Below are 24250 nucleotides of genomic sequence, written 5' to 3' on the forward strand. Positions count from 1 at the left end.
GGCTCAACCGGTGCCGAGTTCGTCGTCGATGAACCGCAACAGGTCGTCGGCCGATGCGGTCTTCAGCGCCAGGCCGACGTCCAGGCCGTCGGGTTCGGTGTCCACGTCGGACCTGCCACGCCAATTCGACATCACCGCGTGCAACCGATCGGTAATCCGTGCCTTGACCGCGTCCGCCAGGCCCGCCGCGCCGGCCTGGGCGAACGACCGCTCCAGCCGGTCCAGCTCGGCCAGCAGCCCCGCCGCCGGGTCCACCTCGGCCGGGGCCAGCCCGGCCAGCAGGTGGTCGGTGAGCGCCCCGGCGGTCGGGTGGTCGAAGACCATCGTGGCGGAGAGCTTCAGGCCAGTGGCCGCCTTCAGCCGGTTGCGGAACTCGACCGCCGTCAGCGAGTCGAAGCCCAGCTCGGTGAACGGCCGGTCGGGGTCCACGGCGCTGGCGCTGGCGTGCCCGAGCACGGCGGCGGCCTGCGCCTTGACGAACTCCAGCGCGGTGTGCCGCCGCTGCGGGCCGCTCTGGCTCGCCAGGTGGTCCCGCAGGGCGCCGGGCGACTGCGCGGCCTGCTCCACCGCCCGCCGGGACGTGCCCCGCACCAGGCCGCGCAGCAGCGGGGGCAGCATGCCGACCCGGCCCAGCTCGCGCAGGGCCGCCGGGTCCACCGGCATCGGCACCAGCAGCGCCTCGTCGATCAGCTCCGCCGCGTCGTAGAGCGCCATGCCCTGCGCCACGGACAGTTCCAGCAGCCCGACGCGGGCCATCCGGGCCCGGTCGGTGGCGTCCAGGTGTGCGGTCATCCCGCTCGCCTCGCCCCACAGTCCCCAGGCGAGCGAGCGGGCGGGCAGCCCGGCCGCGCGCCGGTGGGCCACGAGCGCGTCGAGGAAGGTGTTCGCCGCCGCGTAGTTGCCCTGCCCGGGGCCGCCCATCGTGCCGGCCGCCGCGGAGAACACCACGAACTCGGCCAGCTCGGCGTCGAGCGTCAGCTCGTGCAGGTTGACCGCCGCGTCGACCTTCGGCCGCAGCACCGCGTCGACCTGCTCCGGGGTGAGCGCGGTGACCAGGCCGTCGTCGAGGACGCCCGCCGTGTGCACCACGGCGGTCAGCGGGTGCGCGGCGGGGACCCGGGCCAGGGTCTCGGTCAGCGCGTCGCGGTCCGCCGCGTCGCAGGCGGCGACGGTGACCTGCGCGCCGTACCCGGTCAGCTCGGCCACCAGGTCGGCGGCGCCGGCGGCGTCCGGGCCCCGGCGGCTGGTGAGCAGGAGGTGCCGCACCCCGCGCCGGGTCACCAGGTGCCGCGCCAGCAGCCCGCCGAGGGTGCCGGTGCCGCCCGTGACGAGCACGGTGCCGTCGGGGTCGCGCCGAGGCGGCGTGGTGAGCACGAGCTTGCCGACGTGCCGGGCCTTGGACATGGTCCGGAACGCCTCCGGGGCGCGGCGCACGTCGTACGTGCGCACCGGCAGCGGGGTGAGCCGGTCCTCCGCGAAGAGCGCGAGCACGTCGCGCAGGATCGCGCCGACCCGCTCCGGGTCGATGGCGAGCAGGTCGAACGCCTGGTACTCGACCCCCGGGTGGTCCTCGGCGACCCGCCCCGGGTCGCGTACGTCGGTCTTGCCCATCTCGATGAACCGGCCGCCGCGGCCCAGCAGCCGCAGCGAGGCGTCGACGAACTCCTTGGCCAGCGAGTCGATCACCACGTCGATGCCGGCCCCGCCGAACCGCTCCTCGAACTCCAGGGTGCGGGAGTTGCCGATGTGCGAGTCCGGCAGCCCCATCGCGCGCAGCGCGTCCCACTTGCCGGTGCTCGCCGTGCCGTACACCTCGGCGCCGAGGTGCCGGGCGAGCCGGACCGCGGCCATGCCGACGCCGCCGGACGCGGCGTGCACCAGGACCCGCTCCCCCGGCTTCACCTGGGCCAGGTCGACCAGCGCGTAGTAGGCGGTGCAGAAGGCGATCGGGGTAGACGCCGCCTGGGCGAACGACCACCCCGGCGGTACCGGCACGACCATCCGCGCGTCGGTGACGACCTCGGTGCCGAAGGCGCCGTAGAACAGGCCCATGACGCGGTCGCCGACCGCGACGCCGCGCACGTCGGGTGCGGCCTCGACGACCACGCCCGCGCCCTCGCCACCCATCACCCCGCCGCCGGGGTACATGTCGAGGGCGATCAGCACGTCGCGGAAGTTCAGGCCGGCGGCCCGCATCGCGATGCGCACCTGACCCGGCGCCAGGGCGGGGGCCTGTTCCGCCTCGGGCAGCAGGGCGAGGTTGTCCAGCGTGCCCCGCTCGGTGACGTCCAGCCGCCAGCGTTCGGCCGTGGGCGCCGTCAGCGCGGGGCTGCTGGCCGCCCGGGCGAGCCGCGGCGCCAGGGCGACGCCGTCGCGGATCGCGAGCTGCGGCTCGTCGGCCGCGAGCGCCGCCGCGAGCGCCCGGTGCGGTTCGCGGTCGTCGACGTCGAGCAGGACGAAGCGGTCCGGGTTCTCGCTCTGCGCCGAGCGGAGCAGACCCCACACCGGCGAGCCGGCCAGGTCCGCCGCCGCCTCGTGCACGCTCACGGCGCCCCGGGTGACGACGACCAGCCGGGCGTCGGCGAACCGCTCCTCCGCCAGCCACTCCCGCAGCACCGCGAGGGTGTCGTGCACGGCCCGGTGCGCCGCCCCGGCGAGGTCGCCGGCGGCGTCGGCCGCGCAGGGCAGCACGACCAGGGCGGGCATCGGCGCGCCGTCGGCCACGCCGGCCCGCAGCGTCGCCAGATCCGGGTACGCGTCGGCGACGAGGCCGGCGTCCTGGGGCAGGGTGCAGCCGCCGAGAGCCGCCCAGCGGGCGTCCGGCGGGGTCGCCGGGATGGCGGCCGGGGTCCACTCCAGGCGGAACAGTGCGTCGTGGTGCGTACTTGGCTGCGCGGGGGCCGTGGCCTCCCGCAGCACCAGCGACTCCACCTCGGCGACCACGGTGTTGGTCTGGTCGGCGACGGTCACCTCGACCGTGTTCCGGCCGCGCGGACGCAACCGGACGCGCAGCTCCGTCGCCCCGACGGCGTGTACGGACACGCCGCTCCACTCGAACGGCAGCAACGCCTCGGTGCTCGAGGTGGCGAGCGCGATCGGATGCAGCGCGGCGTCGAGCAGCGCCGGGTGCAGGCCGTAGCCGGCCGCCGCGCGGGCGGCCTGCGCCGGCAGGGCGACCTCGGCGAGGATCTCCTCGCCCCGGCGCCACACCCGGCGCACCCCCTGGAACGTCGGGCCGTACGCGAGACCGGCCGAGGCCAGGGTGGCGTACAGCTCGTCGGCGTCGACGGGCTCGGCCTCCGGGGGCGGCCACGTGGCGTCGAAGTCGCCCGCCGGCCCGCCGGGGGCGAGGAGGCCGACGCCGTGGCGCACCCACGGCGTCGCGTCGGTGGCGACCCCGTCAGGACGGGAGTGGATGGTCACCTGCCGCTGCCCGTTGTCGTCGGGCGCCTCGACGCGCATCTGCACCTGGACGCCGCCCTTGTCGGGCAGCACCAGGGGCGCGGTCAGCGTCAGCTCCTCGACGCGGCCGCAGTCCACCTCGTCGCCGGCCCGGACGGCGAGGTCCACGAACGCGGTCCCGGGCACGATCACCTGACCGCCCACCCGGTGGTCGGCCAGCCACGGGTGCGCGGCCACCGACAGCCGCCCGGTGAACAGCAGGCCGTCGGTGTCGGCCAGGGCCACCGCCGCGCCGAGCAGCGGGTGCTCGGTGGCGCCGAGTCCCAGCCCGGCCGCGTCGGCCGCCACCGTCGCGGTGGCCGGCCAGAAGCGCTCGTGCTGGAACGGGTAGCCGGGCAGCCGGACCCGACGCGCCCCCTCGTCGTCCCAGCGGACGGGTACGCCGTGCGCGTGCGCCTCGCCCAGGGAGAGCAGGAAGCGCGCCATGCCCCCCTCGTCGCGGCGCAGCGAGCCGACCACCGTGGCGGGCGCCTCCGCGTCGTCGACGACGTCCTGCACGCCGATGGTCAGCACCGGGTGCGGGCTGACCTCCACGATCGTGGTGACGCCCGCGTCGAGCAGGGCGCGGATGGCCGGCTCGAACCACACCGTCTGGCGCAGGTTGCGGTACCAGTACTCGGCGTCCAGCGGCACGTCGTCGAGCCAGCGGTCGTCCACCGTCGAGTAGAGCGGCACCTCGGGCCGGCGGGGCGTCAGCCCGGCCAGCACGTCGAGCAGCTCGTCGCGGATCTCCGCCACGTACGCCGAGTGCGACGCGTAGTCGACGTGGATGCGCTTGGCGCGCACGCCGTCGCGCTCGCACTCGGCCAGCAGCTCGTCGAGGCCGTCCAGCTCGCCGGCCACCACCGTGGTCCGGGGCCCGTTGACGGTGGCCACGGTCACCCGGCCGGCGAAGCGCTCCAGCCGGTCGCGCACCTCGGCCGCCGGCAGCGGCACGGACACCATGCCGCCCTTGCCGGACAGGCGCAGCAGGGCCCGGCTGCGCAGGGCCACGACCCTGGCCGCGTCCGGAACGGAGAGGGCGCCCGCCACGCAGGCCGCGGCGATCTCCCCCTGCGAGTGCCCCACCACGGCGGCGGGCTCGACGCCGTGGTGGCGCCACAGCTCGGCCAGCGACACCATCACGGCGAACAGGACGGGCTGCACGACGTCCACCCGGTCCAGGTCCCTGCCCTCGCGCAGGACGGCCTCCAGGGACCAGTCCACGTGCGGCGCCAGGGCGTCCGCGCACTCGGCCATCCGCGCGGCGAACACCGGCGAGGCGTCGAGCAGCTCCACGGCCATGCCGATCCACTGCGAGCCCTGCCCCGGGAAGGAGAACGCCACCTTGCCGGGCGTGCCGGCGACCCCGGTGACGAGGTTGGGCGCGGGCTCCCCCGCCGCGAGCGCGGCGAGGCCGGCGCGCAGCTCGTCGGCCCCGCCGACCACCACCGCGCGACGCGGGTGCGTGCTGCGCCGCGCCAGCGAGTACGCCAGGTCGCGCGGCGGCACGTCGGCCAGCAGCGGCGCGATCCCGGCGGCCTGCTCGCGTAGCGCGCCGTCCGAGCGGGCGGAGAGCACCAGCGCGACGGGCCCGTCGTCGGGCGTCCGTTCGGCCTCGGGCGCCTCGGGGGCCTCCTCCACGACGAGGTGGGCGTTGGTGCCGCTGAACCCGAACGACGAGACACCGGCGCGGCGGGGGTGCCCGTTGCGTCCCCACGGCTGCGCCTCGGCCAGCAGCCGGACGCCGCCCGCCCAGTCGACGTGTGCCGTCGGCTCGGCCACGTGCAGGGTCCGGGGCAACTCGCCGTGCCGCAGCGCGAGCACCATCTTGATCACTCCGGCGACGCCGGCGGCGGCCTGGGTGTGCCCGATGTTCGACTTCACCGAGCCGAGCCAGAGCGGCCGGTCGCCGGCACGGTCCCGGCCGTACGTGGCGAACAGCGCGTCGACCTCGATCGGATCGCCCAGCGTCGTGCCGGTGCCGTGCGCCTCGACCACGTCCACGTCGGCCGTGGAGAGCCCGGCGTCGGCCAGCGCCTGCCGGATGACCCGCTGCTGCGACGGCCCGTTGGGCGCGGTCAGCCCGTTGGACGCGCCGTCCTGGTTGACCGCGGTCCCGCGCACCACGGCCAGCACCTCGTGGCCGGCGGCGAGCGCGTCGGAGAGCCGTTCGAGCACGAGCACACCGATGCCCTCGCCCCAGTTGGTGCCGTCCGCGCCGGCCGCGAACGCCTTGCAGCGCCCGTCCGGGGCGAGCCCGCGCATGCGGCTGAACTCCAGGAACGCGCCCGGCGTCGACATGGCGGTCACGCCGCCCGCCACCGCCATCGCGCACTCGCCCGAGCGCAGCGCCTGCACCGCCAGGTGCATGGCGACCAGCGACGACGAGCAGGCGGTGTCCACCGTCACAGCCGGGCCCTCCAGCCCCAGCACGTAGGAGAGCCGGCCGGAGAGGATGCTCGCGGCGTTGCCGGTGGCCATGAAGCCCTCGGCGCTCGTCCCCGCGCCGCCGGTGATCCGGGCGTAGTCGACGTTGTTGGCGCCGACGTACACCCCGGTGGTGCTGCCCCGCAGCGCGGTGGGGTCGATGCCGGCGTCCTCGAAGGCCGCCCAGGACGCCTCCAGCACCAGCCGCTGCTGCGGGTCCATGGCCTCCGCCTCGCGGGGGCTGATGCCGAAGAAGGCGGCGTCGAAGCCCGGCAGGTCGGCGAGGAAGCCGCCCTCCCGCACGTAGCTGGTCCCGGAGTGCTCCGGGTCGGGGTGGAACAGGCTGTCGAGGTCCCAGCCGCGGTCGGTGGGGAACGGGCCGATGCCGTCGCGGCCCTCGCGCAGCATCGCCCACAGCTCCTCGGGGGAGCCGACGCCGCCGGGGAACCGGCAGCTCATGCCGACGATGGCGATCGGCTCGTCGGCGGCGACGGTGCCGACGACCACCTCGGTGCGGCCGGTCTCCAACAGGTGCTCGGCCAGCGCGACCGGGGTCGGGTAGTCGAACGCGACGGCCGCGGAGAGCCGTACGCCGGTGGCCTCCACCATCCGGTTGCGGAACTCGACGGCGGTGACCGAGTCGAAGCCCAGCTCCTTGAACGCCGACGTCGGCTCGACCGCCTCCGGGCCCGCGTAGCCGAGCGTGAGCGCCACCTGCGTACGCACCAGCCCGACGGCGTGTTCCAGGCGGTCCGCCTCCGGCAGGGCGGCGAGCCGGCGGGCGAAGTCCGAGGAGGTGGACGTCGCGGTCGGCTCCTCGTCGGCGACCGCCTCGCCGATGGCGTCGAACAGCCGGCTCGGCCGCAGCGCGGTGAACGACGGCGCGAAGGCCGCCCAGTCCACGTCGGCGAGCACGACGTTCGTGTCCCCGGCCCCCAGGGCGGTACGCATGGCCGCGACGGCGCGCTGCGGCGCCATCGGCGCCAGGCCCCGCTTGCGCAGCGAGGCCGAAATCTCGTCGTCCACCAGGGTGCTCTCGGCCCACGGGCCCCAGGCGAGGGCGGTGGCCGGCTGTCCCCGGCCGCGCCGCGCCTCGGCGAGGGCGCACAGGTGCGCGTTGCCGGCGGCGTAGGCGGCCTGGCCGCCGCTGCCCCAGACGCCGGCCACGGAGGAGAAGAGCACGAACTCGTCGAGGTCGCGATCCGCGAAGATCGCGTCGAGGTTGGTGGCGCCGGCGACCTTGGCGGAGACGACGTCGGCGTACTCGGCGTGGTCCATGTCCATGATGCCGGTCAGCTGCGCCAGCCCCGCCACGTGCACCACGGCGCGTACGTCGGGGTAGCCGTCGACGACCGCCGCCAGGGCGGCCCGGTCGGCCACGTCGCAGGCGACGACGTCGACCTGGGCCCCCGCCCCGCGCAGCTCGTCGAGGATCTCGGCGGGGGCGGTGCCGCGCCGGCTCAGCAGCACGACCCGCTCGGCGCCGTGGCGCGCGTACAGCCGGGCGGCCTCGATGCCGAGGGTGCCGGTGCCGCCGGTGACCAGCACGGTGCCGGACACGCCGCGCCAGCGCGGGGTGCCGGTCACCGGCGCGCGGTGCAGCCGGCGGACGAACACCCCGTCCGGGCGCACCGCGACCTGGTCCTCCCCGCTGCCGGCGAGCACGCCGGCCAGCGCGGCGGCCGTGCGCCCGTCCAGCTCGGCGGGCAGGTCGACCAGGCCGCCCCAGGTGTCGGGTAGCTCCAGGGCGGCGACCCGGCCGAGGCCCCACACCTGCGACTGCGCCACCCCGGTCACCGGGTCGGCCGGCGAGGTGGCGACGGCGCCACGGGTGACGCACCACAGCCGGACGCCCCGCCCGGCGAGGACGCGGATCAGGTCGAGGGTGGCGGCCGCGCCCGCCGGGACGCCGGGGCGGCCGGGCAGGAACGTCTCGTCGAGCGCGAGCAGGGACACCACGCCGGCCGGCTCGCCGTCGAGGTGGCCGGGCAGGCCCTCGGGGTCGGTGGTGACGACGGTCGCGCCGTGCGCGGCGAGCGCGTCGGCGACGGCGGCGCCCGCGTCCCGGGTCACCGCCGGGTCGCCGGCCACCAGCAGCCAGGTTCCGCTCAGCGCCGCCGGGGTGCCGCCGGGGAGGCGCTCCCAGCGGGCCTGGTAGCGCCAGCCGTCCAGCGCGGAGCGCTCCTGCCGGCCCCGGCGCCACGCCGAGAGCGCGGGCAGCACCGACGCCAGGGGCGCCTGCGGGTCCACGTCGAGCGTGGTGACGACCGTGTCGAGGTCGCCGCTGTCCACGGCCGCCCACAGGCCGTCGTCGTCGCCGGAACCGCCGGCGGCGGCCGGCTCGACGCTGTCCTGCCAGAACCGCTCGTGCTGGAAGGGGTACGTCGGCAGGTCCACCAGGGACGGTCCGGACCGGTGGTAGAACGCCTCCGGGTCCACGGTGACGCCCCGGGTCTCCAGCCGGGCCAGCGCCTCCACCAGGGCACGCGGCTCGTCGCGGTCGCGGCGCAGCACCGGCGTGGCCAGCACGTCGCCGTCGAGGCAGTCGGCCGCCATGGTGGCGAGCACCGAGTCCGGGCCCAGCTCGAGGAACGTGGTGGTGCCGGTCGCGGCGACGGCGCGTACCGCGTCGGCGAAGCGTACGGTCGCGCGGACCTGTCCGACCCAGTACTCCGGCGTCGCCAGCTCGTCGCCCACCGGCGCGCCGGTGACCGTCGAGACCAGCGGAATCGTCGGCGGCGCGTACGTCACCGTCTCGGCCACCGCCCGCAACTGCGCGAGCATCGGGTCCATCAGCGGCGAGTGGAAGGCGTGCGACACGGTCAACCGTCGGGTCCGGCGGTCGGTGAACCGGGCGGCCACCGCCGCCACCGCCTCCTCGGTGCCGGAGACCACCACCGAGTCCGGGCCGTTGACGGCGGCGAGGTCGACGTCGGGGCCGAGCAGCGGCGCGACCTCGGCCTCCGTGGCCTGGACGGCGAGCATCGCGCCGCCGGTCGGCAGCGCCTGCATCAGCCGGCCCCGGGCCGCGACCAGGCGGGCCGCGTCGGCGAGCGGGAACACGCCCGCGACGTACGCGGCGGCCAGCTCGCCGATCGAGTGCCCGGCCAGGACCGACGGGGTGACGCCCCAGGACCGGACGAGCCGGTACAGGGCCACCTCGACGGCGAACAGGGCGGGCTGCGTCCAGCCGGTCTCGTGTAGTTCCTCGGTGTCCAGGACCTCGCGCAGCGGCCGGTCCAGGTGCGGGTCCAGCGCCGCGCACACCTCGTCGAACGCCGCCGCGAACTCCGGGTACGTCGCGTACAGCCCGCGGCCCATGCCGAGGCGCTGCGCGCCCTGCCCGGAGAAGAGCATCGCCACCCGGCCGTCCGCCGCCCGGCCGCGTACCAGGTTGGCGGCCTGCTCGTCACGGCCCAGGGCGGCCAGGCCGGCGGCCAGTTCCTCGGTGGAGGCGCCGAACACGGCGGCCCGGTGCGGGAAGCGGGACCGGGTGGTGGCCAGGGCGTAGCCCAGCTCGGCGGGCTCGACCCGCGACACCACGGCGGACAGTCGCCGCGCCTGGTCGCGCAGCCCGTCGGCGTCGCGGGCGGTGACCAGCAACGAGGTAACCGGCGCGGAGGCCGGCGCGGGCGCCTCGGCGTGCGGCGCCTGCTCCACGATCACGTGGGCGTTCGTGCCGCTGAACCCGAACGAGGAGACCGCCGCGCGGCGCGGCTGCCCCGTCTCGGGCCACGCGACGGCCGTGGTCAGCAGCCGCACGTTCCCGGCCGTCCAGTCCACCTGGTCCGACGGCTGGTCGGCGTGCAGCGTCCCGGGCAGGACGCCGCGCCGTATCGCCTCCACCATCTTGATGACCCCGGCCACCCCGGCGGCGGCCTGGGTGTGCCCGATGTTCGACTTCACCGAGCCGAGCCACAGCGGGTCCTCACGCTCCTGGCCGTACGTCGCCAGCAGCGCCTGCGCCTCGATCGGGTCGCCCAGGGTCGTGCCGGTGCCGTGGCCCTCGACCACGTCGACCTGGCGCGTCGACAGGCCCGCGTCGACCAGCGCCGCCTCGATGACGCGCTGCTGCGACGGCCCGTTGGGCGCGGTGAGCCCGTTCGACGCGCCGTCCTGGTTGACCGCGGAGCCCCGGACGACCGCCAGGACGCGGTGGCCGCGCTCGATCGCGTCCGACAGCCGCTCCACCAGCAGCACGCCGGCGCCCTCGGCGAAGCCGGTGCCGTCGGCGTCCGCCGAGTACGACCGGCACCGCCCGTCCGGCGACAGGCCGCGCTGGCGGGAGAACTCGACGAACGTCAGGGGCGTCGCCATCACCGAGACGCCGCCGACGAGCGCGAGCGTGCAGTCGCCCCGGCGCAGGGCCTGGATCGCCAGGTGCAGCGCCACCAGCGACGACGAGCAGGCGGTGTCGACGGTGACCGCCGGCCCCTCCAATCCCAGCGTGTAGGCGACCCGGCCGGAGACCACGCTGCCCGAGCTGTTGCTGCCCGCGTAGTCGTGGTACATCAGGCCGGTGAAGACGCCGGTGGGGCTGCCGGCGAGCGAGCCGGGTTCGATGCCGGCGCGCTCCAGCGTCTCCCACGCGACCTCCAGCAGCAGCCGCTGCTGCGGGTCCAGCCCGACCGCCTCGCGGGGGCTGATGCCGAAGAACGTCGGGTCGAAGTCCGCCGCGTCGTACAGGAAACCGCCGCGCGAGGTGTAGGAGGTGCCCTCCCGGCGGGACTCCGGGTCGTACAGGGACTCCAGGTCCCAGCCGCGGTCGGTCGGGAACGCGCCGGTGGCGTCGGTGCCCGACTCCACCAGCCGCCACAGGTCCTCGGGGCTGGTCACGCCGCCCGGGTAGCGGCAGGCCATGCCGACGATCGCGACCGGCTCGTGCGCGGACGCCTCCACCTCGTGCAGGCGCTGCCGGGTCTTCTGCAGGTCGACCGTTACCCGCTTGAGGTAGTCCCGGAGCTTGTCCTCGTTGGCCACTACAGTCGCCCTCCTCGCACTGTCATGAGATGCCGAGTTCGCTGTCGATGAGAGCGAAGACCTCGTCGTCGGTCGCGGAATCGATGTCGTTGCCGGTGGACGCGGGCTCGCCGCCCAGCTTCGAGAGCACGTCGCGCAGCCGCAGCGACAGCCGCGTACGGGACTGCTCGTCGACGTCCGACAGGACCGCCTCGAGGCGGTCGAGTTCGGCGAACGCGGCCAGCACCGCGTTGGTGTCGCCCGCCTCGCCGGCAAGTTCGGCGCGCAGGTGCGCGGCGAGGGCGTTCGACGTCGGGTGGTCGAACACCAGCGTCGCGGACAGCCGCAGCCCGGTGGCGGCGTTGACCCGGTTGCGCAGCTCGACCGCGGTCAGCGAGTCGAAACCGAGCTCGTTGAACGGCCGGTCGGCCGCGACGGCGCCCGGGTCGGGGTACGCCAGCACGCCCGCCACGTGGGTACGCACCAGGTCGAGCAGGATGGCCTCGGCCTCCTCGGCGTCCCGGCCCGCCAGCCGCTGCCGCAGCGCGTCGACCGCGCCCGCGTCGGCGTCGGCCGCCCGCCTGGCGGGCACCCGGACCAGGCCGCGCAGCAGCGGCGGCACCATGCCCGCGACCGCGCGCTCGCGCAGGGCCCGGTGGTCGAGGCGGATGGGCGCCACCATGCCCCGGTGCGACAGCGCCGCGTCGAACAGGGTCAGCGCCTCCTCGGCGGAGAGCGCGCCGACGCCCGAGCGCGACATGCGCCGCAGGTCGGCCTCGGTGAGCTGCTCCGCCATGCCCGCCTGTTCCCAGCGGCCCCAGGCCAGCGACACGGCCGGCTGGCCGTTCGCCCGCCGGTGCTGGGCCAGCGCGTCCAGGTAGGCGTTGCCGGCCGCGTAGTTGCCCTGGCCGGGCCCGCCGAGCACCCCGGAGGCCGAGGAGAACAGGACGAACGCGGTCAGGTCCCCGGTCAGCTCGTGCAGGTTCGTGGCGGCGTCGACCTTGGGCCGCAGCACCCGGTCGACACGCTCCGGGGTGAGCGAGGAGATGACGCCGTCGTCCACCACACCCGCCGTGTGCACCACCGCGCGTACCGGGTGGGCGGCGAGCAGCGCGGCGAGCGCTTCGGAGTCGGCGACGTCGCACGCGGCGACGGTGACCTCCGCCCCGAGGGCGAGAAGTTCGTCGCGCAGCTCGCCCGCGCCCTCGGCGGCGGGGCCGCTGCGGCTGACCAGGACCAGCTCGCGTACCCCGTGGCGGTCGACCAGGTGCCGTGCGACGAGCCGGCCGAGCACGCCGGTGGCGCCCGTGACCAGGACGGGACCCTCCAACCCGGCGGCGGGGGCGTCGGCCGTGACGGCGGTCCGCGCGAGGCGGGGCACCAGGACGTCGGCGCCCCGGACGGCCAGTTGCGGCTCGTCGGAGCCGAGCGCGGCCAGCAGCCCCGGGCATTCCTCGGCGTCGACGTCGACCAGCACGAACCGGTCGGCGTGTTCGGACTGGGCGGAGCGGATCAGGCCCCAGGCCGCTGCCCCCGCGAGATCGGTGACGTCGGCGTCGGGGCGGGTGGCCACCGCGCCGCTGGTCAGGACGGCGAGGCGGGAGGTGGCGAAGCGCTCGTCGGCGAGCCACCGCTGCGCGAGGGCGAGGACCTGGTGGGTTGCCGTGTGCGCGCGTACGTCCTGCGCCGCGCCCCGGTCGGGGGCGCAGCGCGCCACCACCACCTCGGGCACCGCGGCGCCGGCGTCGACGGCCCCGGCGAGGGCCGCCAGGTCCGGGTACGCGGTGGCGTCGAGGCCGCCGATGCCGGCGCCGAGCACCGCGACGGTACGCGGTCGGGGCGAGGCGGTCAGCGGCGTCCACTCCAGGTGCAGCAGCGACTCGTGGCGGTCGCGACGCAGGGCGGAGAGCTGTTCCGGCGACACCGGGCGCACCGCCAGCGCCTCGACGGAGGCGACCGGGGCACCGGCCGCGTCGGCCAGGGTGACCGTCGCCGTGCCGTCGCCCGACACGATCCGGGCCCGCAGGCGGGTGGCACCCGCGGCGTGCAGGGTGACGCCGCGCCACGAGAACGGCAGCACAGGCTCGCCGTCGCCGGTCGACGCCGCCGCGTGCAGGGCGGCGTCCAGCAGCGCCGGGTGCAGCCCGAAGCGGGCGGCGTCGTCGTGCGCCTGCTCGGGCAGGGCGATCTCGGCGAACACCTCGTCCCCGCGCCGCCACGCCGCGGTCAGGCCCTGGAAGACCGGGCCGTAGCGCAGGCCGCGCGCGAACAGGTCGCCGTAGGTCGTGGAGACGTCGACCGGTTCGGCGTCCGGCGGCCAGGCCCGCAGGTCGGTGCCGAGGGCCCCGGCCGGGGTCAACCGGCCCGCCGCGTGGGTCGTCCAGCCGTCCTCGTCCTCGACCCGCGAATGGACGCTCACGTCCCGGCCGCCGTCCGACGCCGCCTCGCCCACCGTCACGCGCACCTGGACGCCGCCGGCGTCCGGCAGCACCAGCGGCGCCTCCAGCGTCAGTTCCTCGACGCGCGGGCAGCCGAGCTCGCGGCCGGTGTGCGCCGCCAGCTCGACCAGCGCCGCGCCGGGCAGCAGCACCAGGTCCGCGACCGCGTGGTCGGCCAGCCACGGGTGGGTGGCCAGCGCGAGCCGGCCGGTGAACACGGCGCCGCCGTCCGGCAGCTCGACCGCCGCGCCCAACAGCGGGTGGTTCGTCCGCGTCTGGCCGAGCCCGCTCGCGTCGCCGGTGCCGGCGCCCGGCCGGGGCCAGTACGGCTGGTGCCGGAACGCGGAGGTGGGCAGCTCCACGGTCCGCCCCGGCGCCACCGTGGGCCAGTCGACGGCCACGCCGCGCGCCGCGAGCCGGGCGAACGCGGTGGCCACGGTCTCCGGCGCGGCGCGGCCCTTGCGGCACACCGGGATCCACTCTCCCTCGGCCACGTTGCGCCCGAGCGCGGTGAGCACCGCGTCGGGGCCGAGTTCCAGGAAGGTGGTGGCCCCGGACGCGGCCAGCGTGGCGACCGCGTGGGCGTACCGGACGGGTTCGCGTACCTGCCGCACCCAGTAGTCGGCGTCGAGGGTGGTGACGTCGCCCGTCACCGTCGAGACCAGCTCGATGACCGGCTCGCGGCACTCCACCCGCGCCACGACCGCGCGGTACTCGTCGAGCATGGGGTCCATCAGCGGCGAGTGGAACGCGTGCGACACCGTGAGCCGCTGCGCCTTGCGGCCCCGCCCGGTCAGCTGCCCGGCCACGGCGAGGGTGGCGGCCTCCTCCCCGGAGAGCACAACCGACTCCGGCCCGTTGACGGCGGCGATCGCGACGCCGTCGGTGAGCAGCGGCGTGACCTCGTCCTCCGTGGCCCGTACGGCCACCATCGCGCCGCCGCTGGGCAGCGCCTGCATCAGCCGGCCCCGCGCCGCGACCACCGCCGCGGCGTCGGCGAGCGACCAGACCCCGGCGACGTGCGCCGCCGCCAGCTCACCGATCGAGTGCCCGGCCACGAGGTCCGGCCGTACGCCCCACGACTCGAACAGCCGGAACAGGGCCACCTCGACCGCGAACAACGCCGGCTGGGTCCACGCGGTCTGGTGCACCTCGTCGGTGTCCAGCACCTCCCGCAACGGCCGCTCCAGGTGCCGGTCCAGCTCCGCGCACACCTCGTCGAACGCCCGCGCGAACGCCGGGAAGCCCAACAGCTCCGCCGTCATGCCGACCCGCTGCGCGCCCTGGCCGGTGAAGAGCATCGCGAGCCTGCCGCCGTCGACCGTGCCGGTCACCACCTGGTCGCCGAGCAGCACCGCGCGGTGCGGGAACCCGGCCCGCCCGGTGGCGAGCGTGTACGCGACGTCGACCGGGCGCAGCGTGGGATCGGCGGCGACGTGGGCACGCAGCCGCGGGATCTGCTCGCGCAGCCCCTCCTCGGTCCGGGCGGAGAGCAGCCACGGCGTGAACGGGACGTCCGGTTCTTCGACCGGCGCCGCCGGCTCGACCTGTTCCAGCACGACGTGCGCGTTGGTGCCGCTGATGCCGAAGGACGACACGGCGGCGCGCACGGGCCGGTCGGTGGCGGCGAGCGGCACCGGGGTCGCGGCGACGCGTACCGCGCCGGAGGTCCAGTCGACGTGCGGCGAGGGCTCGTCCACGTGCAGGGTCTGCGGCAGCAGGCCGTGCCGCAGCGCCAGCACCATCTTCATGATGCCGGCCACCCCGGCGGCGGCCTGGGTGTGCCCGAGGTTCGACTTGACCGAACCGAGCAGCACCGGTGCCGCGCGCTCCTGGCCGTACGTGGCGAGGACGGCCTGCGCCTCGATCGGGTCGCCCAAGGTCGTGCCCGTGCCGTGCGCCTCGACGACGTCGACCTCGGACGGGGACAGCCGGGCGTCCGCCAGGGCGGCCCGGATCACCCGCTGCTGGGCCGGCCCGTTCGGCGCGGTGAGCCCGTTGGAGGCGCCGTCGGAGTTCACCGCCGAGCCCCGCACCACGGCGAGCACCGGGTGCCCGTGGCGGCGGGCGTCGGAGAGCCGCTCCACCACCAGCACGCCGACGCCCTCCGAGAGCGAGGTGCCGTCGGCGGCGCCCGCGAACGACTTGCACCGTCCGTCGGGGGCGAGGTTGCGCTGCCGGGAGAACTCCAGGAACGTGCTGGGCGTCGACATCACCGACACGCCGCCGGCGAGCGCGAGGGAGCACTCCCCGTTGCGCAGCGCGGAGATGGCGAGGTGCAGGGCGACCAGCGACGAGGAGCAGGCGGTGTCGACGGTCATCGTCGGGCCCTCCAGCCCGAGCGTGTACGAGATCCGGCCGGAGATCACCCCGCCGGAGTTGCCGGTGGACAGGAACCCGTCGACCGACTCGGCGGAGCCGCTCAGCACGCTGCCGTAGTCGTTGTACATCACGCCCGCGTACACGCCGGTGCGGCTGCCGCGCAGCGTGGTCGGGTCGATGCCGGCCCGCTCCAGCGCCTCCCACGAGGTCTCCAGCAGCAGCCGCTGCTGCGGGTCCATCGCCAGCGCCTCACGGGGGGAGATGCCGAAGAAGCCGGGGTCGAACTGGGCCGCGTCGTAGAGGAAACCGCCCTGGTCGACGTAGCTGGTGCCGGGGTGGTCCGGGTCGGGGTCGAACAGCGCGTCGAGGTGCCATCCCCGGTCGGTGGGGAACGGCCCGATCGCGTCCGCGCCGCCGGACAGCAGCCGCCACAGGTCCTCCGGCGTACGCACGCCGCCCGGGAAGCGGCACGCCATCCCCACGATCACGACGGGCTCCTGGTCGTGGCGCGCCAGCGCGACGTCCGTCGTCGCGGTGCGCCCGCCGCCCAACTGCTCCACGAGGTGCCCGGCCAGCACCTCCGGCGTCGGGTAGTCGAACACCAGCGTCGCGGGCAGCCGCAGCCCGGTCGTCGCGTTGAGCTGGTTGCGCAGGTCGAGCGCGGTGAGCGAGTCGAAGCCGAGCTCCTTGAAGGCGCGCCCCGCCGGCAGCCGGTCCGCGCGGGCGTAGCCGAGGACGGAGGCGACCCGGGTGAGCACCACCTCCAGCACGACCTCGTGCCAGCGCTCGGCGGGCACCTCCGCCAGCCGCTGCGCCAGCGACGAGCCGCCCACCGCCCGGCGGGCCGGGGCGCGGACGAGGCCGCGCAGCAGCGCCGGCGGTTCACGGTCGCCGCGGCCGAGCACGGCCAGGTCCATCGGCACCGGTGCCAGCAGCGCCTCGGTCGACCGGACCGCGGCGTCGAAGAGCGCCAGACCGTCCTTGCTGGACAGCTCGGCCATGCCGCTGCGGGCCATCCGGCCGAGCTGCGCGCCGTCCACGTCGGCGGTCATCTCGCTGCGCTCGGCCCAGAGCCCCCAGGCGAGCGAGTGGGCGGGCTGTCCCGCCGCCCGCCGCTGCGCGGCGAGCGCGTCGAGCAGCGCGTTCGCCGCCGCGTAGGCGCCCTGGCCGGGGCTGCCGAAGATGCCGGCGGCCGAGGAGAAGAGCACGAAGGCGCTCAGCTCACCGGCCAGCTCGTGCAGGTGCCAGGCCGCGTCGACCTTGGGTCGCAGCGCGGTGGCCAGCCGCTCGGGGGTGAGCGTGGGGATGGTGGCGTCGGCCATCACGCCCGCGGTGTGCACGACGCCGGTGACGGGGTACGCCGCGAGCAGCGCGGCGACCTGGTCCCGGTCCGCCACGTCGCACGCCGCCACGGTCACGGTCGCGCCCAGCCCGGTGAGTTCGTCGCGCAGCTCGGCCGCGCCCTCGGCGGCCAGGCCACGGCGGCTGGTCAGCACGAGTTCGCGTACCCCGTGCTCGGTGACCAGGTGGCGGGCGACCAGCGCGCCGAGGGTGCCGGTGCCGCCGGTGACGAGCACCCTGCCGTCCGGGCCGAACACGGCGGGCCCGGCGACGTCGGAGTCGGGGACCCGGGCCAGGCGCGGCGCGCTCACCACGCCGTCGCGGATGGCGAGCACCGGCTCGCCGGTCGCCAGCGCCGCGGCCACCAGTTCGTCGGCGGTGTGGTCGGCCTCCAGCAGGACGATCCGCTCCGGGTTCTCGGCCTGCGCGGAGCGGGCCAGCCCGTGCACCGCCGCGCCGGCCAGGTCGTCCGGGCGGGTCACCACGACGAGCCTGGTGTCGGCCAGGTCCGGTGCGGCGAGCCACTGCTGGATCGTGGTCAGCGCGTACGCCGTGAGGTCGGCGACCGCGGCGACGCCGGGCGCGTCGGCGAAGCACGGCAGGAACAGCGTGTCGGCGGACGCGTCGGCCAACGCCACCGGCGGCGCGTCGAAGACCGGCGCGGCGCCCAGCGTCTGCCAGGCACCCCGGTCGCCCCGACCGACAGCCAGGGGCGCGTGCTCCAGCCGGAACAGCGACTCGACGAAGCCGCTGCGACCCCGCAGCGCCTGCGGGGCCACCGGGCGTACGGTGAGCGCCGCCACGGTGGCGACCGGGGCACCCGCGTGGTCGGCGACGAGCAGGGCGGCGCTGTCCGCCCCCTTCCGGGTGAACCGGACGCGCAGGCTCGTCGCGCCCGCCCCGTGCAACGTCACGCCGCTGAAGAGGAAGGGCAGCTGCGCCGTGCCGTCGGCGACGTCGCCGGCGAGGGCGTGCAGGGCCGCGTCGAACAGCGCGGGGTGCAGGCCGAACCCGTCGGCGTCGGTGCCCTGGGGCAGCGCCACCTCGGCGAACGTCTCGTCGCCCCGGCGCCACGCGGCCCGCAGGCCCTGGAACACCGGCCCGTAGCGCAGGCCGAGCCCGGCGAGCCGGTCGTACAGGTCGCCGAGGTCGACGGGCTGCGCGTCGGCGGGCGGCCACTCGGCGAGGCGCTCCCCCTCCGTCGTGACGGGGGCGAGGACGCCGGTGGCGTGCCGGGTCCACATGCCGACCGTCGCCTCGGCGTCGGTCTGGCCGTAGACGCCCAGCGCGCGGCGGCCGTGCTCGTCGGGTGCCTCGACGGTGAGCCGCAGGGCCACCCCGCCCTGGGGCGGGAGGACCAGCGGGGTGGTGAGGGTGAGTTCCTCGACGGCCGGGCAGTCGACCTCGTCACCGGCGCGCACGGCGAGTTCGACCAGCGCCGTGCCGGGCAGCAGGACGGTGTCCAGGACGGCGTGGTCGGCCAGCCAGGGGTGCGTCTCCAGGCTGATCCGGCCGGCGAGCACGACCAGGTCCCGCTCCGGGACGGTCAGCGCGGCGCCGAGCAGCGGGTGGCCGACGACGTCGATGCCGAGCCCGCGCGCGTCCACGGCGGACGCCGCCTCCAGCTGCCAGTACCGCTGGTGCTGGAACGGGTACGTCGGCAGCGGGGCCGGCACGCCGTTGGTGTGCCGGGACCAGTCGACGGCGACCCCGCGCACGTACGCCTCGGCGAGGGAGAGCAGGAACCGCGACAGGCCGCCCTCGTCGCGGCGCAGCGACGCGACGAGCGCGGCGGGGACGTCGGCGCGGTCCAGGATCTCGCGCACCCCCATGCCCAGCACCGGGTGGGGGCTGATCTCGACGAGGACGTCGTGCCCGTCGGCGAGCAGGCGGTCGATCGCCTCCTCGAACCGGACCGTGCCGCGCAGGTTCGCGTACCAGTAGTCGGCGTCGAGGGTGGCGGTGTCGGCGACCACGCCGGTGAGGGTGGAGTACAGCGGCACGTCGGCGCCTCGCGGCCGGACGTCGGCGAGGACGCTCAGCAGTTCGTCCCGGATGGCCTCGACCTGCGCGGAGTGCGAGGCGTAGTCCACCGGGATCATCCGCATCCGCACGCCGTCGGCCTCGCACGCCGCCAGCAGTTCCCGCAGGGCGTCGGGCTCGCCGGAGACGACGGTGGCGGCGGGCCCGTTGACGGCGGCGACCGAGATCCGCTCGCCCCACCGGGCCAGGCGCGCCTCCACGTCCGCGCGCGGCGCCGCCACGGAGGCCATCCCGCCGCGTCCGGCCAGGCCGGCGGCGATCGCCCGGCTGCGCAACGCGACGACGCGGGCGCCGTCGTCGAGGGTGAGCGCGCCGGCGACGACGGCGGCCGCGATCTCGCCCTGCGAGTGCCCCACCACGGCGGCGGGCTCGACGCCGTACGACCGCCACAGCGCCGCCAGCGACACCATCACGGCGAACAGCACGGGTTGCACCACGTCCACCCGGTCGAGCGAGGGCGCGCCGGGCACGCCCCGCACGACGTCGAGCAGCGACCAGTCGGTGAACCCGTCCACCGCCTTGGCGCACTCGTCCATCCGGGCGGCGAAGACCTCGTGGGTGTCCATCAACTCCACGGCCATGCCCGCCCACTGCGAGCCCTGGCCGGGGAACATGAAGGCGACCCGCGGCTCGTTCTTCAGGGCGGTGCCGGCGGCCACGGCGGGCGCGGGTTCGTCCGCCGCGACGGCGGCCAGGCCGGCCCGCAGCTCGGCGGGGTCCGTGCCGACCACGACCGCCCGGTGCTCGAAGCGGGTGCGGGCCGCCAGGGCGGCGGCGACGTCGGCCGGGGCGGCGGGGTGCCGGTCGAGGTGGGCCGCCAGGCGGGCCGCCTGGTCGCGCCGGGCGTCGGCGGTGCGACCGGACAGCACCCACGGCACCGGTCCGGTCGCCTCGGCGGCCGGCGCGGCCTCCTGCGCGGGCGGTTCCTCGAGGATCACGTGGGCGTTGGTTCCGCTCACCCCGAACGACGAGACGGCGGCGCGGGACGACTCGGCGCCGCGCGGCCAGGCGACGGCCTCGGTCAGCAGGGAGACCGCGCCCTCCGTCCAGTCGACCTGGTCGCTCGGTGCGTCGACGTGCAGCGTCTTCGGCAGCAGCCGGTGCCGCATGGCGAGCACCATCTTGATGATCCCGCCGACGCCGGCGGCAGCCTGGGTGTGGCCGATGTTGGACTTGACGGAGCCGAGCCACAGCGGCCGTTCCCGGTCCTGGCCGTAGGTGGCGAGGATGGCCTGGGCCTCGATGGGGTCGCCCAGGGTGGTGCCGGTGCCGTGCGCCTCGACCACGTCGACCTGGTTGGCCGACAGCCGCGCGTTGGCCAGCGCCGACCGGATGACCCGCTGCTGCGCGGGCCCGCTCGGGGCGGTCAGGCCGTTGGAGGCGCCGTCCTGGTTGACCGCCGTGCCGCGCACGACGGCGAGCACCCGGTGCCCGTTGCGCCGGGCGTCTGACAGCCGCTCCACGACCAGCATGCCGGCGCCCTCGGCGAAGCCGGTGCCGTCGGCGGCGGCGGCGAAGGACTTGCACCGGCCGTCGGGCGCCAACCCGCGCTGCTTGGAGAACTCGACGTAGGTCAGCGGGGTCGCCATGACGGTGACCCCGCCGGCCAGCGCCAGCGAGCACTCGCCGTTGCGCAGCGCCTGCACGGCCAGGTGCAGGGCGACCAGCGACGACGAGCACGCGGTGTCGACGGTGACGGCGGGCCCCTCCAGGCCGAAGGTGTACGCCACCCGGCCCGAGACGACCGCGCCGGCGGCCTTGTTGTCGGCGTAGTCGTGGTACATCATGCCGGCGAAGACCCCGGCGTCGCTGCCGCGCAGGCCGGTCGGGTCGATGCCGGCGTTCTCGAACGCCTCCCAGGAGACCTCCAGCAGCAGCCGCTGCTGAGGGTCCATCGCCAGCGCCTCGCGGGGGCTGATGCCGAAGAACTCCGGGTCGAACTGGCCCGCGTCGTGCAGGAAGCCCCCCTCGCGGGTGTACGAGCGGCCCGGCGTACCGGGCGTGGGGTCGTACAGCTCGGCGACGTTCCAGCCGCGGTCGGTGGGGAAACCGGTGATCCCGTCGCCGCCGGCGGCCACCAGGTCCCACAGGTCGTCCGGGGTCCGGACCCCGCCGGGGTAGCGGCAGGCCATGCCCACGATGGCGATCGGTTCGCGCAGCACCGAGTCGAGCTTGCGGTTCTGCTCCCGCAGCCACTCGTTCTCCTTCAGCGAGGCCCGCAGCGCGGTGACGAGCTTCTCCTCCGAGTGCGCCATGTGGTCAGCTCCCCGCTTCCGTCGTCGCGTCACCGAGGTCGGCGAGCGCCATGCTGATCAGTGCGTCGGCGTCCATGTCGTCGATGGACCCGGTCGGTGCGGCGTCGGGCTCGCCGGTGGCGACCCGTACGCCGCCCAGTTCGAGCAGGCTGTCCATCAGGCCGGCGTCGCGCAGCCGGCTGATCGGAATGGCGAGCAGGATGCGGCGGACCTCGTCCTCCGGCAGCCCGCCGTCGGTGCCGGTGTCCGGCACGAGCCGCTCGTGCAGCAGGTCGGCGACCGCGCGGGTGTTCGGGCGGTCGAAGGTCAGCGTGGCGGGCAGCCGCAGGCCGGTCGCGGCGTTGAGCTGGTTGCGCAGTTCCAGCGCGGCGAGGGAGTCGAAGCCCAGTTCGGTGAAGGCGCGGGCGGGATCGACGGCGTCGGGGTCCCGGTGCCCGAGCACCCCCGCGACCTTCGTACGGACCAGGTCCAGCAGCAGGTCCGCGCGCTCCGGGGCGGGCAGGCCGAGCAGCCGGGTGGCGAGGCCGTTGCCGGCGGACGCCGCCCGCCGCGTCCTGGCCCGGACCAGGCCGCGGTAGATGGGGCCGTCGACCACGCCGAGGTCGAGCCCGATGGGTACGAGCACCGGCGCGGCGCAGGTGCTCGCGGCGTCGAAGAGGCGCAGGCCCTCGTCCACCGACAGCGCCCGTACGCCCGCCTGGGCCAGCCGCTGCCGTTCCGCGGCGCCCAACTCGCCCGCCATCCCCCCGTCCCACATGCCCCACGCCAACGACTGCCCGGGCAGGCCGGCCGCCCGGCGGCGCACCGCCAGCGCGTCCAGGAAGGCGTTGGCCGCGGAGTACGCCGACTGACCGGCGTTGCCGAACACGCCCGCCGCCGACGAGAACGTCACGAACGCCGCAAGCCCCGCCGTGGCCGTCGCCTCGTGCAGGTGCCAGGCCGCGTCGACCTTCGGTGCGAGCACCCGGTCCAGCCGCTGGGTCGTCATCGACGTCAGCAGACCGTCGTCCACCACGCCGGCGACGTGCACCACCGCCGACAGGTCCCGGCCGGCGACCAGCGCCGTCACCGCGTCCCGGTCGGCCACGTCGCACGCCGCCCACCGCACGGCGGCGCCTGACGCCGTCAGCTCCGCCGCCAGCTCCGCCGCGCCCGGCGCCGCCGCGCCCCGGCGCGAGACCAGCAGCAGGTCGCGCACCCCGTGGGTCGCCACGAGGTGCCGGGCCAGGACCGCACCCAGCGCGCCGGACGCGCCCGACACCAGCACGGTGCCGGAGCCGAAGTCCGCCGGCACCGGGTCGGCGGTGGCCGCCCGGGCCAGTCGGGCGGCGTGCGCGACGCCGTCGCGGACCACGAGCTGCGGTTCGTCGTCGGCCAGTACGACGTCGCCGTCGACGAGGACGACGCGGTCGGGGTGCTCGGCCTGGACCGAGCGGACGAAGCCCCACACGGCGGCGCCGACGAGGTCCGTGACGTCCTCGCCGGGCAGGGCGACCGCGCCCCGGGTACGCACGACGAGCCGGGAGCCGGCGGGGTCGGCCAGGAACGACCGGATCTCGTCGAGTACGCGGTGCAGGGTGGTGCGTACGGCGGCCGGGGTGTCCGTCGTGGCGGGATCGGGCGGGAACGTGGTGGTGTCGAGCACCGTCACGTCCCCGGCCGGCCCGCCGGTGGCCAGCACCGGCACCCAGGTCAGCTCGTACAGCGAGTCGTGGTGGGTCGGCCGCACGTCGAGCCCGGCGACCGGCCGGGTCTCCAGCCTGCCCACGGACACCACGGGCGCGCCCGTGCCGTCGGTCGCGGTGAGCGCCCAGCCGGAGTCGACGGGGACGATCCGGACCCGCAGGGCGGTGGCGTTCGTGGCATGCAGCACCACCTGCTGCCACGAGAACGGGAGCAGGGTGTCGCCGGTGCCGTCCGGGTCGGCCAGCAGCGGGGCGTGCAGCGCCGCGTCCAGCAGGGCGGGGTGCAGCGCGAACCGCTCCTCCGCCTCGGGGAGGGTGACCTCGGCGAACAGTTCGTCGCCGCGTCGCCACACGGCCGTGACGCCCCGGAACGCCCGCCCGTACCCGTAGCCCCGGTCCGCGAGCCGGTCGTACGCGTCGGCCAGGTCGACGGGCCGGGCGTCGGCGGGGGGCCACTCGGCCACGGTGTCCGGCGTGGCCACCGGGTCGGCGGTGACGAGCCCGGTGGCGTGCGGCGTCCAGCTCTCGGTGTGCTCGCCGCGGGAATGGATCTCGACCTTGCGGCGCCCCTCCTCGTCCGGCTCACCGACCCGCAGCCGCAACTGCACCGCGCCGTCCTCGGGCAGGACCAGCGGGGCGACCATGGTCAGCTCGTCCACCACCGGGCAGCCGACCGCGTCGGCGGCGTGTACGGCGAGTTCGACGAGCGCCGCGCCGGCAACGAGCACCCGGCCCGCGATGACGTGGTCCGCGAGCCACGGATGCGTGCCGGTCGACAGCCGGCCGGTGTAGACGACACCGTCGAAGTCGGGCAGCGCGACGGCCGCTCCGAGCAGGGGATGTTCGGTGTCGGCGAGGCCGAGCCGGCTGGCCGCCCCCGTCGCGGTCGCATTCTCCGCCCAGTACCGCTGGCGCTGGAAGGGGTAGGTGGGCAGGTCGGTGGTGCGGGCACCGGCGAACCAGGTGGGCCAGTCGACGGGGAAGCCGAGGTTGTGCAGGTCGGCGACGGCCCTGGTGAGGGTCGCGGTCTCGGGGTGGTTGCGGTGGGTGGTGGCGATGGTGGTGGCGTCGCCGGCGGCGTTGGCGGCCGTGGCGAGGACAGTGTCGGGGCCGATTTCGAGGTAGGTGTCGACGTGGTGTGTGCCGGTGAGGGCTTCGATGGTGTCGTGGAAGCGGACGGTGTGGCGTAGTTGGGTGACCCAGTAGTCGGGGGTGGAGTGCAGTGGTCGGGCGTCGACGGTGGAGATGACGGGGATGGTGGGCTCGTGGTGGGTGATGGACGCGGCGACGGCTCGGTAGTCGTCGAGCATGGGGTCCATCAGGTGGGAGTGGAAGG

At 76.1% G+C, this 24250-nt stretch carries 3 protein-coding genes; all 3 read right to left on the reverse strand.

The features are described 5' to 3' along the window. Positions 1 to 3: 3 nt before the first annotated feature. Complete coding sequence (locus ACTMS2_RS28395; protein WP_441178124.1) at positions 4 to 10851, reverse strand: type I polyketide synthase; 10848 nt, start codon at positions 10849 to 10851, stop codon at positions 4 to 6. 22 nt (positions 10852 to 10873) lie between these two features. Further along, entirely contained in the window at positions 10874 to 21229 is a 10356-nt protein-coding gene (locus ACTMS2_RS28400; RefSeq protein WP_441178125.1) for an SDR family NAD(P)-dependent oxidoreductase, read from the reverse strand. A 4-nt stretch (positions 21230 to 21233) separates the two neighbouring features. Then, positions 21234 to 24250: type I polyketide synthase (locus tag ACTMS2_RS28405; RefSeq protein ID WP_441178126.1), on the reverse strand; the 3017-nt coding region annotated here is incomplete at its 5' end.

The organism is Micromonospora sp. SD12, assembly GCF_052068495.1.
Classification (GTDB): domain Bacteria; phylum Actinomycetota; class Actinomycetes; order Mycobacteriales; family Micromonosporaceae; genus Micromonospora; species Micromonospora echinofusca.